This window comes from Gordonia sp. CPCC 205333 (genome assembly GCF_048537885.1).
Taxonomy (GTDB): Bacteria; Actinomycetota; Actinomycetes; order Mycobacteriales; family Mycobacteriaceae; genus Gordonia.
This window is the reverse complement of record NZ_JBCLVI010000005.1, coordinates 266,663-282,785: the sequence shown is the minus strand read 5'-3', so window position 1 is coordinate 282,785 and position 16,123 is coordinate 266,663. Positions and strand designations below refer to the sequence as shown.

Sequence of the window (16,123 nt, the reverse complement as noted above, 5' to 3'; positions counted from 1 at the left end):
GCACTTGGTGTGAACTGTCCAGACTGTTAAGCTATCGGTTGTGAGCACACATCGACAACTTAAAACCGGCGACGTAATGGACCTTGGCCGGGTTGCCGGCGAGCGCGGCGACCTTCACGGGATCGCAGTTCGCCTCGTCGGCCACGAACACTATTACGTCGTCGGGATCACCACCGGGAGTAAGGGGCCGAGGCTGGTGGACCTCCAGATCCGATCCGAGACCGACGCTCAAATCACTCCACAAACGTTGCGCGGCATCCCGTCTCGACGCCTGGCATACGCCGCTGCGCGGTACGCCTTGGCCGCCGATGGCGTGTTCGCTGACCCCGTGCTCACCCGGCCAGGCGATGAGGATCTGACCGACGATGAGCTGTCCGAGGCCGCCGACGCGCGCCGAGCTGAGGCATCGGCTAGACCAGAGGCCGCCACCGCCCGGCGCCGGTACGGTGACGACCACTATCGAGAGGTTGCCCAGCGGGTCCGGGCGGCCGTGCGGACCGGGCATCCGATACGCAAGACCGTGGCGGCACAAATGCACTGTGAGGTCCCGACCGTGGACCGATGGATACGCAAGGCCAAGGATCTCGGTTTCCTCGGTGAGGATGAACTCCCACGTAGGCAGTCGTCAGTATGATTGAGCACAATAGGCGGACCCGCCGGTCTGAACCGATCACCAAGCGGACCGCGAAGAACGGCGCGGTGTCGTACACCTTCCAAGCCGATGTCGGTGTGAAACCGGACGGGAGCCGCGACCGTCGCCGGTTCACCTACCCGACGATTGCCAAGGCCCGCAAGGAATATCGCCGGATCACTACCGAGGTGAGCGCGGGGACGTACGTCGCCGGGCACACCGCAACCCTCGGGGAGTTCCTGGCACGGTGGCTGGACGGCCGCCGTGACGTTCGGCCGGTGACACTGGCCGGGTATCGGCACGCGCTCAAGCCCGTTGTCGACCGGCTCGGCGGCCTCGGGCTCCAGCAACTCACCAAGGCCCATGTCGATGACCTGGTGGAGTGGCGCATGGCGTCGGGTCGCAACGTCACGCCGGACCTGTCCGAGTCCGCCCAGACGCTTCTCACGTTCATCTCCGAGCGCGGTGACGCTGGGGTCACTTACGCCGAGGTGGAAGCGGAGTTTGGCGGTGCGGCCACCCGCCGATTGGATCGGCTCCGCTCGGGCGGGTACGTCGAACGCCCGTCACGCGGCCGGTACGTCGCTGCCAAGGCCCTCGCCGAGCCGGAACAGTCCGGAGTTTCGGCCCGGACGGTCACCACGATGTTGGTGCAACTGTCGGCCGCACTGGACGCCGCGATGGCCGAGGGTCTGGTGGCCCGCAATGTCGCGCGGCTGGTGGAGCGGCCCAAGGTGACACCCACCGAGATGAAAGCATGGACGGCCGCCCAAGCCGCTACATTCCGCGCGCACGTCGCCGGACGCCGTGACTATGCGCTCTGGCTCCTCACGCTGGCCGGGATGCGCCGATCCGAGGTCCTCGGACTTACCTGGAAGCGTGTAGACCTGGAGGCTGGGACCCTGACCATTGCATCCAGCCGCGTCGTGGTTGCAGGTGGCACCGACACCGGAGATCCGAAGTCGTGGCGCTCCCGGCGAACTCTCCGGCTCCCGGACGACGTGCTGGCAGCGCTGCACACGTTCAAGGCCACCCAGGCCGCCGAGCGGCTGGCTATTGGCGCGGCATGGTCGTCGGACACCGATCTTGTGGCGGTCCGGGAGGACGGGACACCGATCCGGCCGGAGGCCTACAGTGCCGAGTTCACCCGACTGGTCAACGCCGCGGGTCTCCCCGTGAGCCGGCTCCACGACGCCAGGCACACGGCCGCGTCGGTCCTCCTGGCCGCTGGATTCTCTCCGGTGGCAGCTGCCAAGTGGCTCGGCCATGATCCGGCGCTCACTTTGCGGGTCTACGGGCACAGCGACGACAAGGAGCAGGAGGCCATTGGCGCGCAACTGTTCGGTGGTGGCTCACCGTGATCTCTTGGCACACTCTCGGCACAGTGCGGAGGTTTCTGAGGCTTAGGCCGAGCTAGAAAATGCTTTGACCTGTGGATATGTGGTGCGCGCAAAGGGATTTGAACCCCTGACCGCTGGTGTGTAAGACCAGAGCTCTACCGCTGAGCTATACGCGCCGGTGACTCGCCGCGACAGTGAAGCGCGAGCAGAGTCAACACATGAATTTAGCGGTTGTCGCGCTCAGACCCAAAACGGCAGGTCAGCGCGCCGCGTAGGGACTCTGGCTGAGACGCTGCGGCCCTGATCTTTCCTTTGATCGCTCGATCAGTACATCGCTTGAGCGGAGGTATGCGAGGCTAACCGAGTGAACAAGTTCTCGTTATGGGTCGGTGGGGTGCGGCTGGCAGTCGTCGGAGCACTTTGCGCATCAGTACTGGCGATGACGGGTCCGCCCGCGTATGCCGCCGCGCCGCTCGGCGACAACTTCCTATGGGGAGTGGCCGCATCGGGCTTTCAAAGTGAAGGCCACAGCCCCGACAGCAATTGGACGCGTTATATCCGGGAAGGCAAGACCGAGGAGCCGATCGGCAACTCCGTCGACTTCCGGCACCGCTACCGCTCCGACATCTCGTTGGCAAAAGGCTTGGGCGTCAAGGTTTATCGGGTCGGAATCGAGTGGGCCCGCGTACAGCCGACGCCGGGAAGTTTCGACGCAGCGGCATGGGCCTACTACGACGACGTGATCAATTCCATCGTCGCCGCAGGCATGCGACCGATGATCACCATCGACCATTGGGTGTATCCGGGCTGGGTGGCCGGCCGAGGAGGCTGGAACAACGCAGCGATCACCGGACAGTGGCTGAACTACGCGCGCTCAGTCGTCGACCGCTATGCCGCCAAGAATCCACTGTGGATCACTATCAACGAACCGGCCATGTATCTGATCAATGAGGTGCGACACGGCGGACTGCCGGTCGCCGCGTCGGGGGCAATGGTGAACCGACTGATCACGGTGCACCGCAACATCTTCGACTATATTCACCGCACGCAGCCGGGTGCCAAGGTGAGTTCCAATGTCGCGTATATCCCGACCGCGGAACCAGCGATCGACGCCAACTTTCTCGACCGAGTCGCCGACAAACTCGACTTTGTGGGAATCGATTACTACTACTCGATCGCCCCAAGCGACCTTCGGGCCGTCAACGCCGCGACCGGCAAGATGTGGGACGCCAGCATCGCCGCCGACGGCATCTATTACGCACTACGCCACTACGCCCGCAAATTCCCCGGCAAACCGCTCTACGTCGTGGAAAGCGGCATGGCAACGCAGAACGGTAAACCCCGCGCCGACGGCTACCGTCGCGGCGATCACCTAGCCGACATCATCTACTGGGTACAACGCGCGCGCGCCGATGGTATGCCGATCATGGGCTACAACTATTGGAGTCTCACCGACAACTACGAATGGGGCACGTTCGCACCGCGTTTCGGGCTCTACACCGTAGATGCCCGTACCGATCCGACGCTGCGTCGCAAGCCGACCGACGCGGTCGGCGTGTACCGCGACATCATCGCGCGCGACGGCGTTCGACGTGACTATCGACCTACCCGGCCAGCTCAGATGTGCTCACTAGCCGACGCGCCGTCGAGCTGCACGGAGCCGGTCCGATGACGTCGACAGTGGTCCCTATCGGCGCAGTGCGGTCGGCCCTGATCGAACAGTGGGGTCGATTACGCAGTCTCGCAAGTCAATTCGACGACGATGCCTGGTCGCGGCCGTCGACTCTGCCGGGGTGGTCGATCGGCGGCATCATCGCGCATATCATCGGCACGGAGTCGACGCTCGACGGTCGGCCTGTCCCCGACATCGACGTCAGCGATGTCGTGCACGTGCACAATCCGATCGGTGAACTCAACGAACGTTGGCTTCGACACTTCGCCTCATCGGCACGGTCGCAGGTGCTCGAAGCCTATGACGAGATCATCGGCGTACGTACCGCGACGCTGAATGGCATGTCGCAGAGCGACTTCGACGTGGAGGCGCTGACGCCTGCCGGACCAGATACCTACGGTCGGTTCATGCGCATCCGAATCTTCGACTGCTGGATTCACGACGTCGACCTTTGCGACAGCCTGACGCTCGACCCGCCGACCCAACGGGCGCCCGCGAATTGGGCCGTGGCCGAGGTATTCGCGAGCCTGCCATTCGTGGTCGGCAAGCGAGCGCGGGCGCCGCAGGGCACCCGGGTACGCGTCGACGTCACCGGGGCGACGACGGCAACCGCGTACATCGACGTCCAGCAGCGGGCCAGTCTCGTCGACGACTTCGGTTCGTCCACACCGGATCTCACCCTCACCGTCGATGCCGTCGAATTGGCGCGGCTCGTCGGTGGACGTCGAAGCGCCGACCCAACCTCAGTCGGCGTTGAAGGTGATGCCGAGCTCGCCGACCGGGTCATCGCCAGCCTGAACTACGTAATCTGAACGTAAACCGTTGCGTTGAGACCTATTTGGCCGTCACTGTCGAAATGACCAACGGAGTATTGGGACGGCCGTAGTTACTATTCGACTTATCCGCCGTATAGCCGCCCGCCGCGACCCGATCCAAGATGGCCAGCGATGCGTCATCGAGCGTGCCGATCGCGGAATAGATCGGAGCGGTGACCATCGGTTTCATGATGAGGATCAACTGACCGGCACTGGTGCCTTCGGAAGCACTGCTGCGTTCGGTTGGGTCGGTGTTGACCAGCGCGACTGTTCCGCGCGGATAGGTCACAGTCGCTCGCCCCTTCGAATCGGTGTCGCCGGTGGACGCGAAAGTCTTTGGGAACTCATCGATATTGGCCCATCCGGGGCTACCGGCTTGGGTGCCGGTCGGGTCGCCGCAGATCATCAGAACACCTCCGGCGGAAAGCCGGTGGCAGGTGGTGTTGTCGTAGTAGCCGTTCTTGGCCAGTGACACAACCGCACCGGTGTTACACGGGGCTTGCGCATGATCCAGTGTCAGAGTGAGTGATCCCTGCGAGGTGTCGACGTCGATGACAGTCGAACCGGTATTGGGCTGCTGGGTAGGCGGTTTCGGCGACGTGGGGCCGTTGGCATCGACCGTGCGGTAGGTACATGCGACGGTGTTACCCGCCACCGGGGTGGTGGACCCGGTTGTTGTGGTGGGTCCTGGCTCGTCGCCACCACTGGTCGCGACGATGATGCCAACGGTGCCCAGGACGATCACCAGCAGCGCGATACTCGCGATGATGGCGATCTTCTTGGTCCTGCTGCCCCCGGGTGGTGCTGGAAGTCCTTGCGCGCCAGAGTTGTTCGGTGCACCGGTGAAGTATGCGGGTGTCGTGGGCGGACCGTAGCCGGTCGGGGAGGACTGGGTATGCGGCCCTGATCCGATACCGCCGGTCTGCGGTCCCGAAGTGAACTGCGGCCCCGACGGTCCGGATGAGAACTGTGGTGCGCCGTGGAGACCCGATGGTGGCGTGCCGGTCTGGTACTGCGGACCCGAGGGGCCCTGCGGGCCGGACGGAACCTGCGGACTCGACGGAACCTGGGGGCCGGACCGAACCTGCGGACCCGACGGAACCTGTGGACCGGACGGAACCTGTGGACCGGACGGAACTTGGGGACCGGACGGAACCTGCGGGTTGGAAGGTCCGGACGGGCCCGAAGGTGGTTGCCCGCCAGGGAAGACGGGGCGGATCGGTGCCGGGCCGGGTGCCGGTGCCGACGTCGGCCAACTGGTGTGCCGTGGCGGTTGCGCAGGCTGCGGACGTGGCGGCGTGATCACCGAGTTCTGTTGTGCCGGTGGCATGGTCGACAATGCCCGGGAGATAGCGCGAGCGAACTCCTTGGTCGATCCGTAGCGCGACGTTGGATCCTTGCCCATGCCGTAGGCGATCACCGGATCAAGCGCGATGCCGATCGTTGGCGGCTGTTTGGTGAGGTGCGCGGTGATCAACGACTCGGTACTACTGCCGATAAACGGCTGCCGCCCAGTCAATGACTCGTAGAAGACGCATGCCAACGAGTAGGTATCCGCTGCTGGCCCGGCAGGCTCGTCGCCGAATCGCTCAGGCGCCATATAGGCCAATGAGCCCAGTGCGGTTCCGGCCATCGTCATACTCGTATCACCCATGCCATGGGCGATACCGAAGTCGACCAGATAGGCGAAGTCGTTCTCGTCGATGAGAATATTGTCGGGTTTGACGTCGCGGTGCACCAGATTGTTCTTATGCGCGGCGTCGAGCGCATTGGCGATCTGGGTGACGATATTTGCCGCGCGGGCCGGCGGAATCGCGCCCTTCTTCAGGATACTGCGCAGGTCGTGGCCCTCGACCAGCCGCATGTCGATAAACAGCAGGCCATCGATCTCGCCGAAGTCGTGGATTGGGATGATATGCGGCTCGGAGAGTCGGGCCGCGGTGCGTGACTCGGTCATGAACCGAGTTCGGAATTCCTCGTTGTCCACCAACTGCGGCGAGAGCAACTTGAGAGCGACGGTGCGGTCCTTGACCGTGTCGTAGGCCTGATAAACCTCGCCCATTCCGCCACGACCGATCAGCGCGTCTATGCGGTATGGACCAAGCGTGGTCCCGACTCTCGACGACTCTTCCGTCACCTGTTGCCCCCTGGCTCGTCGGCGGGGTTGACATATCTATTCCAATAAGAGCATACGAATACCCCATGACCAGCAGGCAGCCGCCTCGGAGAATAGTCGCATCGCACCGCATGAGTTTACTAGGTGACCTGGGATTAGTCGTTTGGCAAACCGACATCTCGGTCGTGGCGCACGTTGCCCCGACCGAATTCGCGTGCTCGTCTACCTGCCACAATCTGCGCCGGAAGGGGGTCGGCAAGCAGGGTGCGCACTAGCTCGGATGATGGCTCGATGGGCGTGTCGCTTGCCGCGATGACAATATTGCCGGTTCGACGTCCTTTGAGCATGCCGGCATCGGCCACCAAGGCAAGGTGTCCGAACACCTCGGCGATGGTGGAGACCTCCGCGCGAGCCAGGGTGAGGTCGCGACTGTCTCCGCAGTTCGCCAGATACAGTCCGCCGGGAGTGAGAACTCGGCGGATCGATTCGGTGAATTCGACGGTCGTCAGATGCGCGGGTGTTCGGGGCGGTTCACCGCCGAAGGCATCACGGATCACAACGTCGCGCGACTGTGCCGTGAGTGATGCCGCGACCTCGCGTCCGTCGCCTACGCGAATACGTAATCGCGGTGCGCGCGGCAGGTCGAACCACTCGCGAACCAACCTGGCGAGTTCGGCATCGATTTCCACCGCCACCTGCCGTGACGCGGGATATGCCTGCGCCAGATAGCGCGGTAACGCGCATGCGGCGCCGCCGAGATGGAGAACGCGCAGAGCGGCGTCGGGCGAGGCGCGATCGGCGAGCAATGCGGCCATATATCGCATGTATTCGAAGTCGAGTGCGAGCGGATCGTCGGGGTCGATATGGGAACTGTGTGCCCCGTTGATCGACAACAGCCAGCCGTCGGTGAACCGATCCCGAACCAGTTCACAACTTCCCGTTTCGATCGGATACACGCCCTCGACGGGGTCGGGAGCTGTTTTGGCCACGACTACTACGGTGACACAGCATCGCACCGGACATGCAGCCGCCCGCGCCGTCCCGAGCCCTCGTACGATGACCGATGTGACGAGTCGACGAGTGCGGAGATCGCGTGATGTTGCTGTCGGCATTGTGTTGGGCACCGTCGCGGACCGGATCTTCGGCGACCCGTCCCGCTTTCACCCGGTGGCCGGAATGGGGCAGTTGGCCGGCAAGCTCGAGAACACGGTGTACCGCGACTCGCGAGGTGCGGGTCTGGCGTTCACCGCGACCTGCGTAAGCGTCGCTGCGGCAACAGGATTGGCAATCCGACGAGGGGGAGCGCTCGGAGTCGGAGTGGCGGTGTGGTCGACCTTGGGTGGAACAACGCTATGCCGGATCGGCGATCTGATGGCCGACGCACTCGATCGCGGCGATATCGTCGCCGCGCGCGCTCTGATCCCGAGTTTGTGCGGACGTGACCCCGCTGCCCTCGATGAGGCAGGTATCTGCCGGGCAACCATCGAATCTGTAGCGGAAAACACCTCCGATGCTGCGGTGGGACCGCTGGTCGCCGCGGCGTTCGCGGGCGCACCCGGTGTGATCAGCTACCGGATGATTAACACTCTCGACGCGATGGTCGGTTACCGCACTGCTCGGTATGACCGCTTCGGCTGGGCGAGCGCGAGACTTGACGATGTCGCGAATCTGATCCCGGCACGACTTTCGGGTTTGCTCGCGGCGATATTGGGAGGCGCGCCGTGTAGCGCCATCCGCGCGTGGCGGGCCGATGCCCACAAACATCCGAGTCCCAATGCCGGTGTCGTGGAAGCGGCATTTGCCGGTGCCCTCGACTTCTCCCTGGGTGGTACGACCGTCTATCCGAACCATGTCGAGGAACGCCCGACGCTTGGCTCGGGTCCGCAACCTACCGTCGACGATCTTCGCTCGGCAGTGGCCTTATCGCGGCGCGTTCAATACGGCGCGGCAGCACTCGCTGTCGGGGCCGCGCTCCTTGTCAGATAGTTGACTGAACTTCGCCTCGCCGACCGCGCCGGGGCAGGTCATCGGCGATTTCGCCGTGTTAGCCTTGGCCATCTGCGATTTCGGTGGCCGCTGGCATCGCGTCAAGGACCGGCTGTTCCATCTCGCCGGTCGGCGAGACCGGGCCGCATAACGAGGAGACTTAGACGGCTATGCGACAGGCACATATCGGACTCACCACGCGGCGCACGCTGGTGACGTTATGCGTGGCTCTGCTTGCCGCGCTGGTGGCCGCACCTGCCGCCCAGGCTGCTCCCGACAAATCGATTTCCGCTCAGGTCGGTCCGTCGATCGTATTCATTCGGACCGTCTACAAGGCTTATGTTCAGGTGCCGCTGCGCAGCGGCACCGTGTGGACGCCGGAAATGTCGCTGACATCCACGTGTACCGGTTATGCCGTCGACACCAAAGGCTCGATCGCTACTGCCGGTCATTGTGTGAACGGCAAGGATGAAGAGATCGCGAATGCGTTCCGGGAGAAGACAATCGAACTCCTTGCGTCCGAACTGAAGTGGTCCGACACCGAGGCTACCGCGAATTACAAGGCGGCAGTCGCAGCTAAGTGGCCGGTATCTGGTTCCACCAGCGATTCTAGTTCGGGCCCGTCGCGCGCGGTGTCGGTGCAGCAACCGTCCGGTGCGGGGCAGGTGCTCACCGATTGGGTCGACGCCGAGGTGGTTGATTTCCAGACCTTCGACGACGGCGACAACGCTGTTCTGCGGATCGGCAATCAAAGTCTTGTCCCGCTTGCCATTTCGCCGAATGAGCCGCAGCCGGGCGAGGCAATCACCGCTGTGGGTTTCCCCGGTGCGGTGCGTATCGTGACCGACACGTCCATCATCCCGCAGCCGTCGTATAAGACGGGCACGGTGTCGTCGCGACAAGTCACCGGCAACGGGGTTACCAAGACTGAAATCTCTGCGGGTATGGGCCAGGGAATGTCCGGCGGACCGACGGTCGATGCGGCCGGCAATGTCATCGGTACCAACTCATCGGTGACTAAAGACGAGACCGCGTCATTCGACTTCATTACCGACAATCTCGCTCTGCGCTCGTATTTGGAGTCGCACGGTGTCGTTCTGGCGGCGCCGCACAGCGACGAATCGGAATCCGGTAAGTCCAATATGTGGCTATGGCTTGGCCCGCTGATCGGCGTGGCCGCGGTGCTGGTGCTGCTCGTGCTCGTGCTGTTGATCCGCCGCTCGCGGAAACGTAAGGCGCAGCGGGGGTTCGGCTACCCCGGTGGACCCTTCGGCCCGGGGGGTGCAGCTGGCCCGCAGCAACCCTTTGGCGGCGCGGTGCAGCCATTCGGCCAATCGGGTGCGCAGGGGCCTCGCCCGGTATTCGGTCCGGGTGGCCCTGCGCAGGGTGGCTCGGGATTCGGTCAGCCACAGCCACAGCCACGGCCGCAGCAGTTCGCGCCTAATCCGCAGCAGCCACAGCATCGGGGGCCGGGGGTACCGCAGCAGCAACCGGGCTGGCCCGGTCCACAGCAGCAGCGACCATATCCGGGACAGCAGTTGCCGCCGAATCAACAACCTGGGCAGCAGCGTCCCGTCCAGCAGCCCCCGCAACAGCAGCCCCTGCAACAACATCCCGCGCAACAGCAGCGACCCGGTCAACAAGGCCCAAATCCGTATCCGCCGAATCCATTTCAGCAATAGTCGAGCAGGAATCCCGAACTATCCGCCATAGCGTTTGGCCAGTTTGGTCTTGACGTCATCGGATGCCTCGCTGGCGTCAGGACCGGAACCGATCTGATGACGCTGTGTCGCGGCTGATGCCACAAAGCCGGCATCGCGCATCTGATCTGCCGCCCCCGGGGACGCAGAACTGTCCTCCGTCGCTTCGCTCGTGGCAATACTTGCCGTAGACGAGGCGGAGTTACGCAGTGCCCGACGATGTTTCACCTCGGTGTAGATGAAGTAGCCGGCGCCCAACGGGGCCATGATCCCGAATGCCAGCCACTGCAATCCATATGACAGATATGGCCCCGAATCCAATTGGGGCAGAGTGATTTCGCCGAGGGAGCCGGGCTGATTGGCGGACAGTTGTAGATAGAAATCGTCGAAGCGTTGCCCGATCTGCGAGCCGACGACGTCAGGGTCGATGGTGTAGACGGCTTTCGTACCGTCGGCGATATGCGCGCCGCGACCCGGTGAGGTGCCCTCACTCTTCCTGATCCGGGCGTGAATAGTACTCACCTCGGTCGGCGGAACCGGGATCTCGGCGACGGCGCGACCTTGTTCAGGGCGCACAAATCCTCGGTCCACAAGAAACGAGCGCCCATCGGAGCTGACGAAAGGCGTGAGGATTTCGGTTGCCGGTCGTTCTTGAGCTGACCGCAGTCGAACAATTACCTGCTGATCGGTGAGATAGCGTCCGGCGATCGACACTTCCCGCCACTCGGAGTTGGGATCGAATGCTTTACCCGGCGGTGCGATGTCATCGACCGGCGCCGCGGGCGTGTCGACGGCCACCCTAATCAGGTCGTTACGTTTCTCGGTCGACGAGTTCTTGCCGAGTTGCCACGGGGCGAGGATGGAAAAGCACAAAGCCGCGAACGCCACAACAATCAGCCCAAGCACGATCCAGCCAGGGCGGAAAAACGTTCGGAGCACTCCTCAACGGTACCGAACGGGCAAAGTCGTGGACTTAACCCGTCGCCTTGGCGTCGAGTTGGGCGTGCACCCAGGCGATGAGACCGGGGATCGCCTCCTCGATCTGTTCCCGTGTCGCCCCGAAATCATCCTGGGTGCCGTAATACGGGTCGGCGACCTCGTTCTGTCCGGCGTCTGTACCGGCAGTCGGAGTGAAACTAAGCAGCAGCCGTGCTCGGTGGCCGAGTCGTTTGCGTTCGAGGTCCTTGAGATGCCCATGATCCATCGCGACGAGCAGATCGGCTTCGTAATGCTCCGGGGATAGCTGCGCCGCTATATGGGCGTCTGAATAGCCGTGTGCGAGCAATTCCGTTCGCGCGCGGTTGTCAGCTGGTTCGCCCTCATGCCAGCCGCCAGTACCCGCGCTGGAGACGCGGACCTGCTGGGCCAATCCGGCGTCGGCGAGGGCTTTGCGAAAAATGTTCTGCCCCATGGGTGACCGGCAGATATTTCCGGTGCATACGAAACAAACGTGTAGTGATTCAGACACCAAGTACCTCGCGCAATGTGTCGACGGAGTCTACGGTCCAGGCAGCGTCATGGACCTCGTTTTCGGCAGCGTAACCCCAGCTGACCGCGATTGCCGGGATCCCATATCTCGCGGCACCCTCGATGTCATGAATTCGATCACCGATCATCACCACATTTGGCGTACCGCCAGCCTCGTATTCTACCGGCGCTAGGCCAACTCCGGTCAGTGCGTGCGCTACCACGTCGGCTTTGGCGCGCCGCGAACCGTCGTCGCTTGCGCCCGCGATGAAGACGAAGTTGTCGGCCAGCCCGAAATATTCGAGGATCCGCTGCGCCAGAACCTGGTTCTTACTGGTCGCGATGGCCATCTGACGGCCGCTCGACGCCAGATCGGCGAGTAGCTCCGCCATCCCGTCGAAAACGGCGTTCTCGCGCCAGCCGATTCGTCCGTAACGATCTTTGTACGCGGCGAGCGCCCGGTCAGTTGTGGCCTGGTCAAGGCCAAGTGATGCGAAGGTGTCAACCAGCGGCGGCCCGACGATGGTCGACGCCAGGTCGCCCCCGATCGTCGCAACATCAACCGTTTCCAAGGCATGCCGGAAGCTGGTGACAATGCCCTCGACGCTGTCGGTCACGGTGCCATCCAGGTCGAATAGCAACGTCGCTGTCGGATCGGGGTAGGTGGCGATAGCCGCGGAACTCACTTCTCCATGGTGCACCGTAAGGTTGGTCAGTATGAAATCGGCCCAGAGCACCGGCGTGGATTTATTCGCGCCAGGTCGGCATGGGGATGAAGACGCCGAGCCCGGGCTCGTTGACTTTTCGGTGAATGTACGTGGTGGACCACCGGATTTCGTGCGCGCGGCGCTGATGGCCGAGATCGAATCGTTGGCGTCGTATCCCTCGACCGCGCAGGATATGCGGGTACGGACGATCGTCGGTGCGGCACACGGGCGTCCAGCTGACGAAGTCCTGCTACTGGCCGGCGCCGCTGAAGGATTCGAGTTGCTAACCCACCTCCAACCAAGCCACGCTGCTCTGATTCTGCCGTCGTTCACCGAGCCGCAGCGAGTCCTGGCGGCCGCGGGGGTCCGCTGCAGTGAGGTGGTGTGCGTCGCGCCTGATTGGCGTATCGACAGTTCATCGGTCCCCGACGATGCCGATCTCGTCATCCTCGGCAATCCCACGAATCCGACGTCGGTCCTGCATCCGCGGGCCGATGTGAATGCGTTGCGCCGACCCGGTCGGATTCTCGTCGTCGATGAGGCTTTCGCCGACCTCACCAGTTCTTATGGCGACCGCGGACAGCTGATCATGGAACCCGAATCAATTGCGGCGCAGCGTGATGGCGACACCGTCGTGATCCGTAGCATCACCAAGACTTTTGGGCTCGCCGGGTTGCGTGCCGGCTATCTGCTGGCGTCGGCGGCAATGATTTCACGACTCACCCGGGCACGTCGACATTGGGCACTGGGCTCTCTGGCGATGGCCGCTATCGGTGCGTGCCTGGACCGTCCAGGTCTTGAATTCGCTCGGGCACAGGCACTTACGGTCCGGCAACAGCGCGCCGACATGTGTGCCAGGTTGGCGAACGCGGGAATCGATATCGTCGCTGTGCCGGCAGCGCCATTCGTCACCATTACTCTGCCGAATGCCCTCGAGGTCAAGGAGCGATTGCGGCACAAGGGATTCGCAGTGCGAAGCTGCGCGAATTTCGTCGGGTTGGGGCCTAACTATCTACGCCTGGCTGTGCGTCCTGACGCCGAGGTGGCGGCACTGGTTGGCGCTTTGGGCGAAATACTTCCCGCTACCTGGAAAGGGCACCCATGACGCAGCACTCTGCCGCAACGACACTGCGTGAGGTCGTCGCAGTACTCGAGCATGTCTATCCGCCGCGGCTGGCGGAGTCCTGGGACTCCGTTGGTCTGGTGTGCGGTGACCTGAATGACTCCGTTGAACGAGTCCTGGTCTGCGTTGACGTCACCGACGATGTCGTGACCGCCGCGCTCGGCGCCGGTACGCAATTGATCGTCGCGCATCACCCGCTGCTGATGCGCGGGGTTGATACCGTGGCCGCATCGACTCCGAAGGGCGCGATCATTCACCGCTTGATCCGGGGCGGTTGTGCGCTTTACAGCGCGCATACCAATGCCGATAGTGCCAATCCGGGCGTATCTGACGCACTCGCCCGAGCGCTGGGCGTCATAGACCGAAAACCGTTGCAGCCGTTGCCTGCCGAACCTCTCGACAAATGGGTGGTGATGGTCCCGGAAGTCGATGCCACCGAGGTTGCCGAATCGCTCTTCGATGTCGGGGCGGGTGCGATCGGCAATTATCGGGCGTGCTCGTGGACGGTAGCTGGCACCGGACAATTCGAGCCGGGACCCGGTGCGACGCCGCATATCGGCAGCATCGGAAGACGAGAAGCCGTCGCCGAAATGCGTGTCGAGGTGGTCGCGAACCGGCGCATACGGGCCAGCGTGCTCGCTGCGCTGCGAGCCGCGCATCCCTACGAGGAACCAGCATTCGACGTCTTCGAATCAGTATCCCTGCCCGACGATGTCGGTCTGGGGAGAGTGGGTGACTTGGCCGCGCCGACGACATTTCGCGAGTTTGTTTCCCTTGTCGCGCAGCGTCTTCCGTCGGGAGGAGCCGGAATACGTGGCGCCGGCGATCCCGATACGCCGATCCGTCGAGTCGCCGTATGTGGGGGAGCGGGTGATTCGCTACTTAGCCAGGCGCGGGCCTGTGGTGCCGATGTCTACGTTACCGGCGACCTCAGGCATCACGTTGTCGACGAGCATCTTCGCATCGGTCCGCCACTTTTGATCGATGCTGGGCACTGGGCCACCGAGTATCCGTGGTGTGAGCAGGCGGCTGAGTTCATCGTGGCTGGCACCGGTGTTGCGGCATCGGTCTATGACGTTCCTACCGACCCGTTCACCGTGTCCGCACTTGGGCGGTAGACTCGTCGAGTTCAGCACGTGGTGAGAACAGAATAGGGAGCGTTATGAAAGTTGAGGCGAACCGCCAGCGGGTCATGCTCGAGGTCGCAGACGTCGATGCGCAGATCGCCCGTCTCACCCGCGAGGGCTTCCATCTCCCGGAAGACGGTGAAATCGCAGAACTCACCACCCGGATCGACGGTGCCCGCGATGATCTGGTGCGCGCACAGATCGCCGCCGAAGATATCGACCGCGAATACCGTCGCGTCGAGTCCGAAGTCAGTGGGATGAGCGCTCGGGAGAAGAAGGATTCCGAGTTGTTGGAAGCCGGTGGTCTGCCATCTAAGCAGCTCTCCGAATTGCAGCACGAGGTCGGTGGACTGCGCAGGCGCCGCAGCATCCTCGAAGACGACCTGCTCGAACTGATGGAACGTCAGGAGGCCACCACTGCCGAGCAGGAACGCGCTTCGGCCACCGTCGCGCAGCTCGAATCCGAGCGGGCGGATGTCCAGGTGCGCCGCGACGCCGCGCGCGCCACAGTCGACGGGAAGTTGACCGACGCGCAGGATCGTCGTGACACGTTTCTCGCGGATGCTCCCGACGAACTGGTGGCGATCTACGAGCGACAGCGCGCCGGGGGCAAGGTCGGTGCAGGATTGTTGCGCCAACAACGTTGCGGTGCTTGCAGAATGGAGCTTGATCGCGGAACGATGTCGTCGATCGCGAGGGCCGACGCCGACGAAGTTCTGCGTTGTGAGGAGTGCGGCGCGCTGTTGATCAGGACCGCCGAGTCGGGTCTGCCGAAGTGACTGCAGGCGCGTCGAAGCCCACTTGGCAGGGCCAGCGCGGCGCACCGACGCGGCTGATCTTGTTGCGGCACGGGCAAACCGCGCTGTCGGTCGATCGGCGCTATTCGGGCCGGGGAAACCCCGATTTGACCGAACTTGGACGCGAACAGGCAGCGGCCACAGCAAAGCGGTTGGGTACGTGGACTATTGACGCGGTGGTGAGCTCTCCACTGGCGAGGACACGGTCGACGGCGCAGGCAGTGGCCGTCGAACACGGTTTGCCAGTCACTCTCGACGACGAAATCATCGAGACAGATTTCGGGGCATGGGAAGGGCTGACATTCGCCGAAGCTGCCGAGCGGGATCCACAGGTACATCGAGAATGGTTGGGCGACACCGCGATTGCTCCACCGGATGGAGAGAGCTTCGACGACGTGGAGCAACGCGTCGTCGCGGCGCGGCAGAATATCGTCGACGCACATCCCGGACAGACCGTGCTCGTCGTCAGTCACGTCACGCCGATCAAGACGTTGCTTCGAGATGCCCTCCGGGTCGGACCTGAACTGCTGTATCATCTGCATCTGGACTTGGCTTCGCTGTCGATTGCCGAATATTTCCCGGACGGTGGGTCGGTGGTGCGCGGCGTTAACGACACCGCGCACCTGCGCTGACCGCGCCGAG

Annotated in this window: 15 protein-coding genes and 1 tRNA gene; 10 read left to right on the top strand and 6 right to left on the bottom strand. The window is 63.4% G+C overall.

Annotated features, from left to right (window positions below; translation table 11 throughout):
* The first annotated feature begins 40 nt into the window (after positions 1-40).
* Positions 41-634, top strand: a complete 594-nt coding sequence (locus AAFP29_RS19160) for a hypothetical protein (protein ID WP_419219001.1) — start codon at positions 41-43, stop codon at positions 632-634.
* On the top strand, positions 631-1,992 hold the full coding sequence (locus tag AAFP29_RS19155) for a site-specific integrase (protein WP_419219000.1): 1,362 nt from the start codon (positions 631-633) through the stop codon (positions 1,990-1,992). Before AAFP29_RS19160 ends, AAFP29_RS19155 begins: the two co-directional genes overlap by 4 nt.
* An 80-nt stretch (positions 1,993-2,072) precedes the next feature.
* Here the strand turns inward: AAFP29_RS19155 and AAFP29_RS19150 are convergent.
* Positions 2,073-2,147, bottom strand: a tRNA-Val gene (locus AAFP29_RS19150).
* 263 nt (positions 2,148-2,410) lie between these two features.
* On the opposite strand from AAFP29_RS19150, the gene AAFP29_RS19145 reads away from it, so the two are divergent.
* Entirely contained in the window at positions 2,411-3,643 is a 1,233-nt protein-coding gene (locus tag AAFP29_RS19145; protein WP_419219407.1) for a family 1 glycosylhydrolase, read from the top strand.
* The gene (locus AAFP29_RS19140; protein ID WP_419218999.1) at positions 3,640-4,455 is read left to right on the top strand and encodes a maleylpyruvate isomerase family mycothiol-dependent enzyme; all 816 of its coding nucleotides are present in this window, start codon (positions 3,640-3,642) and stop codon (positions 4,453-4,455) included. Before AAFP29_RS19145 ends, AAFP29_RS19140 begins: the two co-directional genes overlap by 4 nt.
* Positions 4,456-4,477: 22 nt before the next feature.
* On the opposite strand, the gene AAFP29_RS19135 is transcribed toward AAFP29_RS19140, so the two are convergent.
* Positions 4,478-6,595 carry a protein kinase domain-containing protein gene (locus AAFP29_RS19135; protein WP_419218998.1) on the bottom strand — a complete coding sequence of 706 codons (2,118 nt, stop codon included), beginning with the start codon at positions 6,593-6,595 and terminating at the stop codon, positions 4,478-4,480.
* Between the two features lie 134 nt (positions 6,596-6,729).
* Positions 6,730-7,563, bottom strand: coding sequence for a spermidine synthase (locus AAFP29_RS19130; protein ID WP_419218997.1), 834 nt, complete (start codon positions 7,561-7,563; stop codon positions 6,730-6,732).
* Between the two features lie 67 nt (positions 7,564-7,630).
* Between AAFP29_RS19130 and AAFP29_RS19125 the strand changes: the two genes are divergently transcribed.
* The gene (locus AAFP29_RS19125) at positions 7,631-8,560 is read left to right on the top strand and encodes a cobalamin biosynthesis protein (protein WP_419218996.1); all 930 of its coding nucleotides are present in this window, start codon (positions 7,631-7,633) and stop codon (positions 8,558-8,560) included.
* A gap of 170 nt (positions 8,561-8,730) precedes the next feature.
* Entirely contained in the window at positions 8,731-10,242 is a 1,512-nt protein-coding gene (locus AAFP29_RS19120) for a trypsin-like peptidase domain-containing protein (RefSeq protein WP_419218995.1), read from the top strand.
* An 18-nt stretch (positions 10,243-10,260) separates the two neighbouring features.
* Here the strand turns inward: AAFP29_RS19120 and AAFP29_RS19115 are convergent, their stop codons facing one another.
* The 3 genes from AAFP29_RS19115 to AAFP29_RS19105 are packed head-to-tail and all read right to left on the bottom strand — an operon-like array spanning position 10,261 to position 12,413.
* Positions 10,261-11,199, bottom strand: a complete 939-nt coding sequence (locus AAFP29_RS19115; protein WP_419218994.1) for an SURF1 family protein — start codon at positions 11,197-11,199, stop codon at positions 10,261-10,263.
* A gap of 34 nt (positions 11,200-11,233) precedes the next feature.
* The gene (locus AAFP29_RS19110; RefSeq protein WP_419218993.1) at positions 11,234-11,728 is read right to left on the bottom strand and encodes a low molecular weight protein-tyrosine-phosphatase; all 495 of its coding nucleotides are present in this window, start codon (positions 11,726-11,728) and stop codon (positions 11,234-11,236) included.
* Positions 11,721-12,413 carry an HAD hydrolase-like protein gene (locus tag AAFP29_RS19105; protein WP_419218992.1) on the bottom strand — a complete coding sequence of 231 codons (693 nt, stop codon included), beginning with the start codon at positions 12,411-12,413 and terminating at the stop codon, positions 11,721-11,723. The genes AAFP29_RS19110 and AAFP29_RS19105 overlap by 8 nt, the downstream gene beginning before the upstream one ends.
* A gap of 31 nt (positions 12,414-12,444) precedes the next feature.
* On the opposite strand from AAFP29_RS19105, the gene cobC reads away from it, so the two are divergent.
* The 4 genes from cobC to AAFP29_RS19085 are packed head-to-tail and all read left to right on the top strand — an operon-like array spanning position 12,445 to position 16,113.
* Positions 12,445-13,539 carry an Rv2231c family pyridoxal phosphate-dependent protein CobC gene (gene cobC / locus AAFP29_RS19100; protein WP_419218991.1) on the top strand — a complete coding sequence of 365 codons (1,095 nt, stop codon included), beginning with the start codon at positions 12,445-12,447 and terminating at the stop codon, positions 13,537-13,539.
* Complete coding sequence (locus tag AAFP29_RS19095) at positions 13,536-14,675, top strand: Nif3-like dinuclear metal center hexameric protein (protein ID WP_419218990.1); 1,140 nt, start codon at positions 13,536-13,538, stop codon at positions 14,673-14,675. Before cobC ends, AAFP29_RS19095 begins: the two co-directional genes overlap by 4 nt.
* A gap of 44 nt (positions 14,676-14,719) precedes the next feature.
* On the top strand, positions 14,720-15,463 hold the full coding sequence (locus tag AAFP29_RS19090; protein WP_419218989.1) for a zinc ribbon domain-containing protein: 744 nt from the start codon (positions 14,720-14,722) through the stop codon (positions 15,461-15,463).
* Complete coding sequence (locus AAFP29_RS19085; RefSeq protein WP_419218988.1) at positions 15,460-16,113, top strand: histidine phosphatase family protein; 654 nt, start codon at positions 15,460-15,462, stop codon at positions 16,111-16,113. The genes AAFP29_RS19090 and AAFP29_RS19085 overlap by 4 nt, the downstream gene beginning before the upstream one ends.
* Positions 16,114-16,123: the final 10 nt, after the last annotated feature.

Coding starts and splice junctions, on each gene's coding strand:
- AAFP29_RS19155 (WP_419219000.1), top strand. CDS start 631: ATGATTGAGCACAATAGGCGGACCCGCCGGTCTGAACCGATCACCAAG.
- AAFP29_RS19145 (WP_419219407.1), top strand. CDS start 2,411: ATGACGGGTCCGCCCGCGTATGCCGCCGCGCCGCTCGGCGACAACTTC.
- AAFP29_RS19140 (WP_419218999.1), top strand. CDS start 3,640: ATGACGTCGACAGTGGTCCCTATCGGCGCAGTGCGGTCGGCCCTGATC.
- AAFP29_RS19125 (WP_419218996.1), top strand. CDS start 7,631: ATGACCGATGTGACGAGTCGACGAGTGCGGAGATCGCGTGATGTTGCT.
- AAFP29_RS19120 (WP_419218995.1), top strand. CDS start 8,731: ATGCGACAGGCACATATCGGACTCACCACGCGGCGCACGCTGGTGACG.
- cobC (WP_419218991.1), top strand. CDS start 12,445: ATGAAATCGGCCCAGAGCACCGGCGTGGATTTATTCGCGCCAGGTCGG.
- AAFP29_RS19095 (WP_419218990.1), top strand. CDS start 13,536: ATGACGCAGCACTCTGCCGCAACGACACTGCGTGAGGTCGTCGCAGTA.
- AAFP29_RS19090 (WP_419218989.1), top strand. CDS start 14,720: ATGAAAGTTGAGGCGAACCGCCAGCGGGTCATGCTCGAGGTCGCAGAC.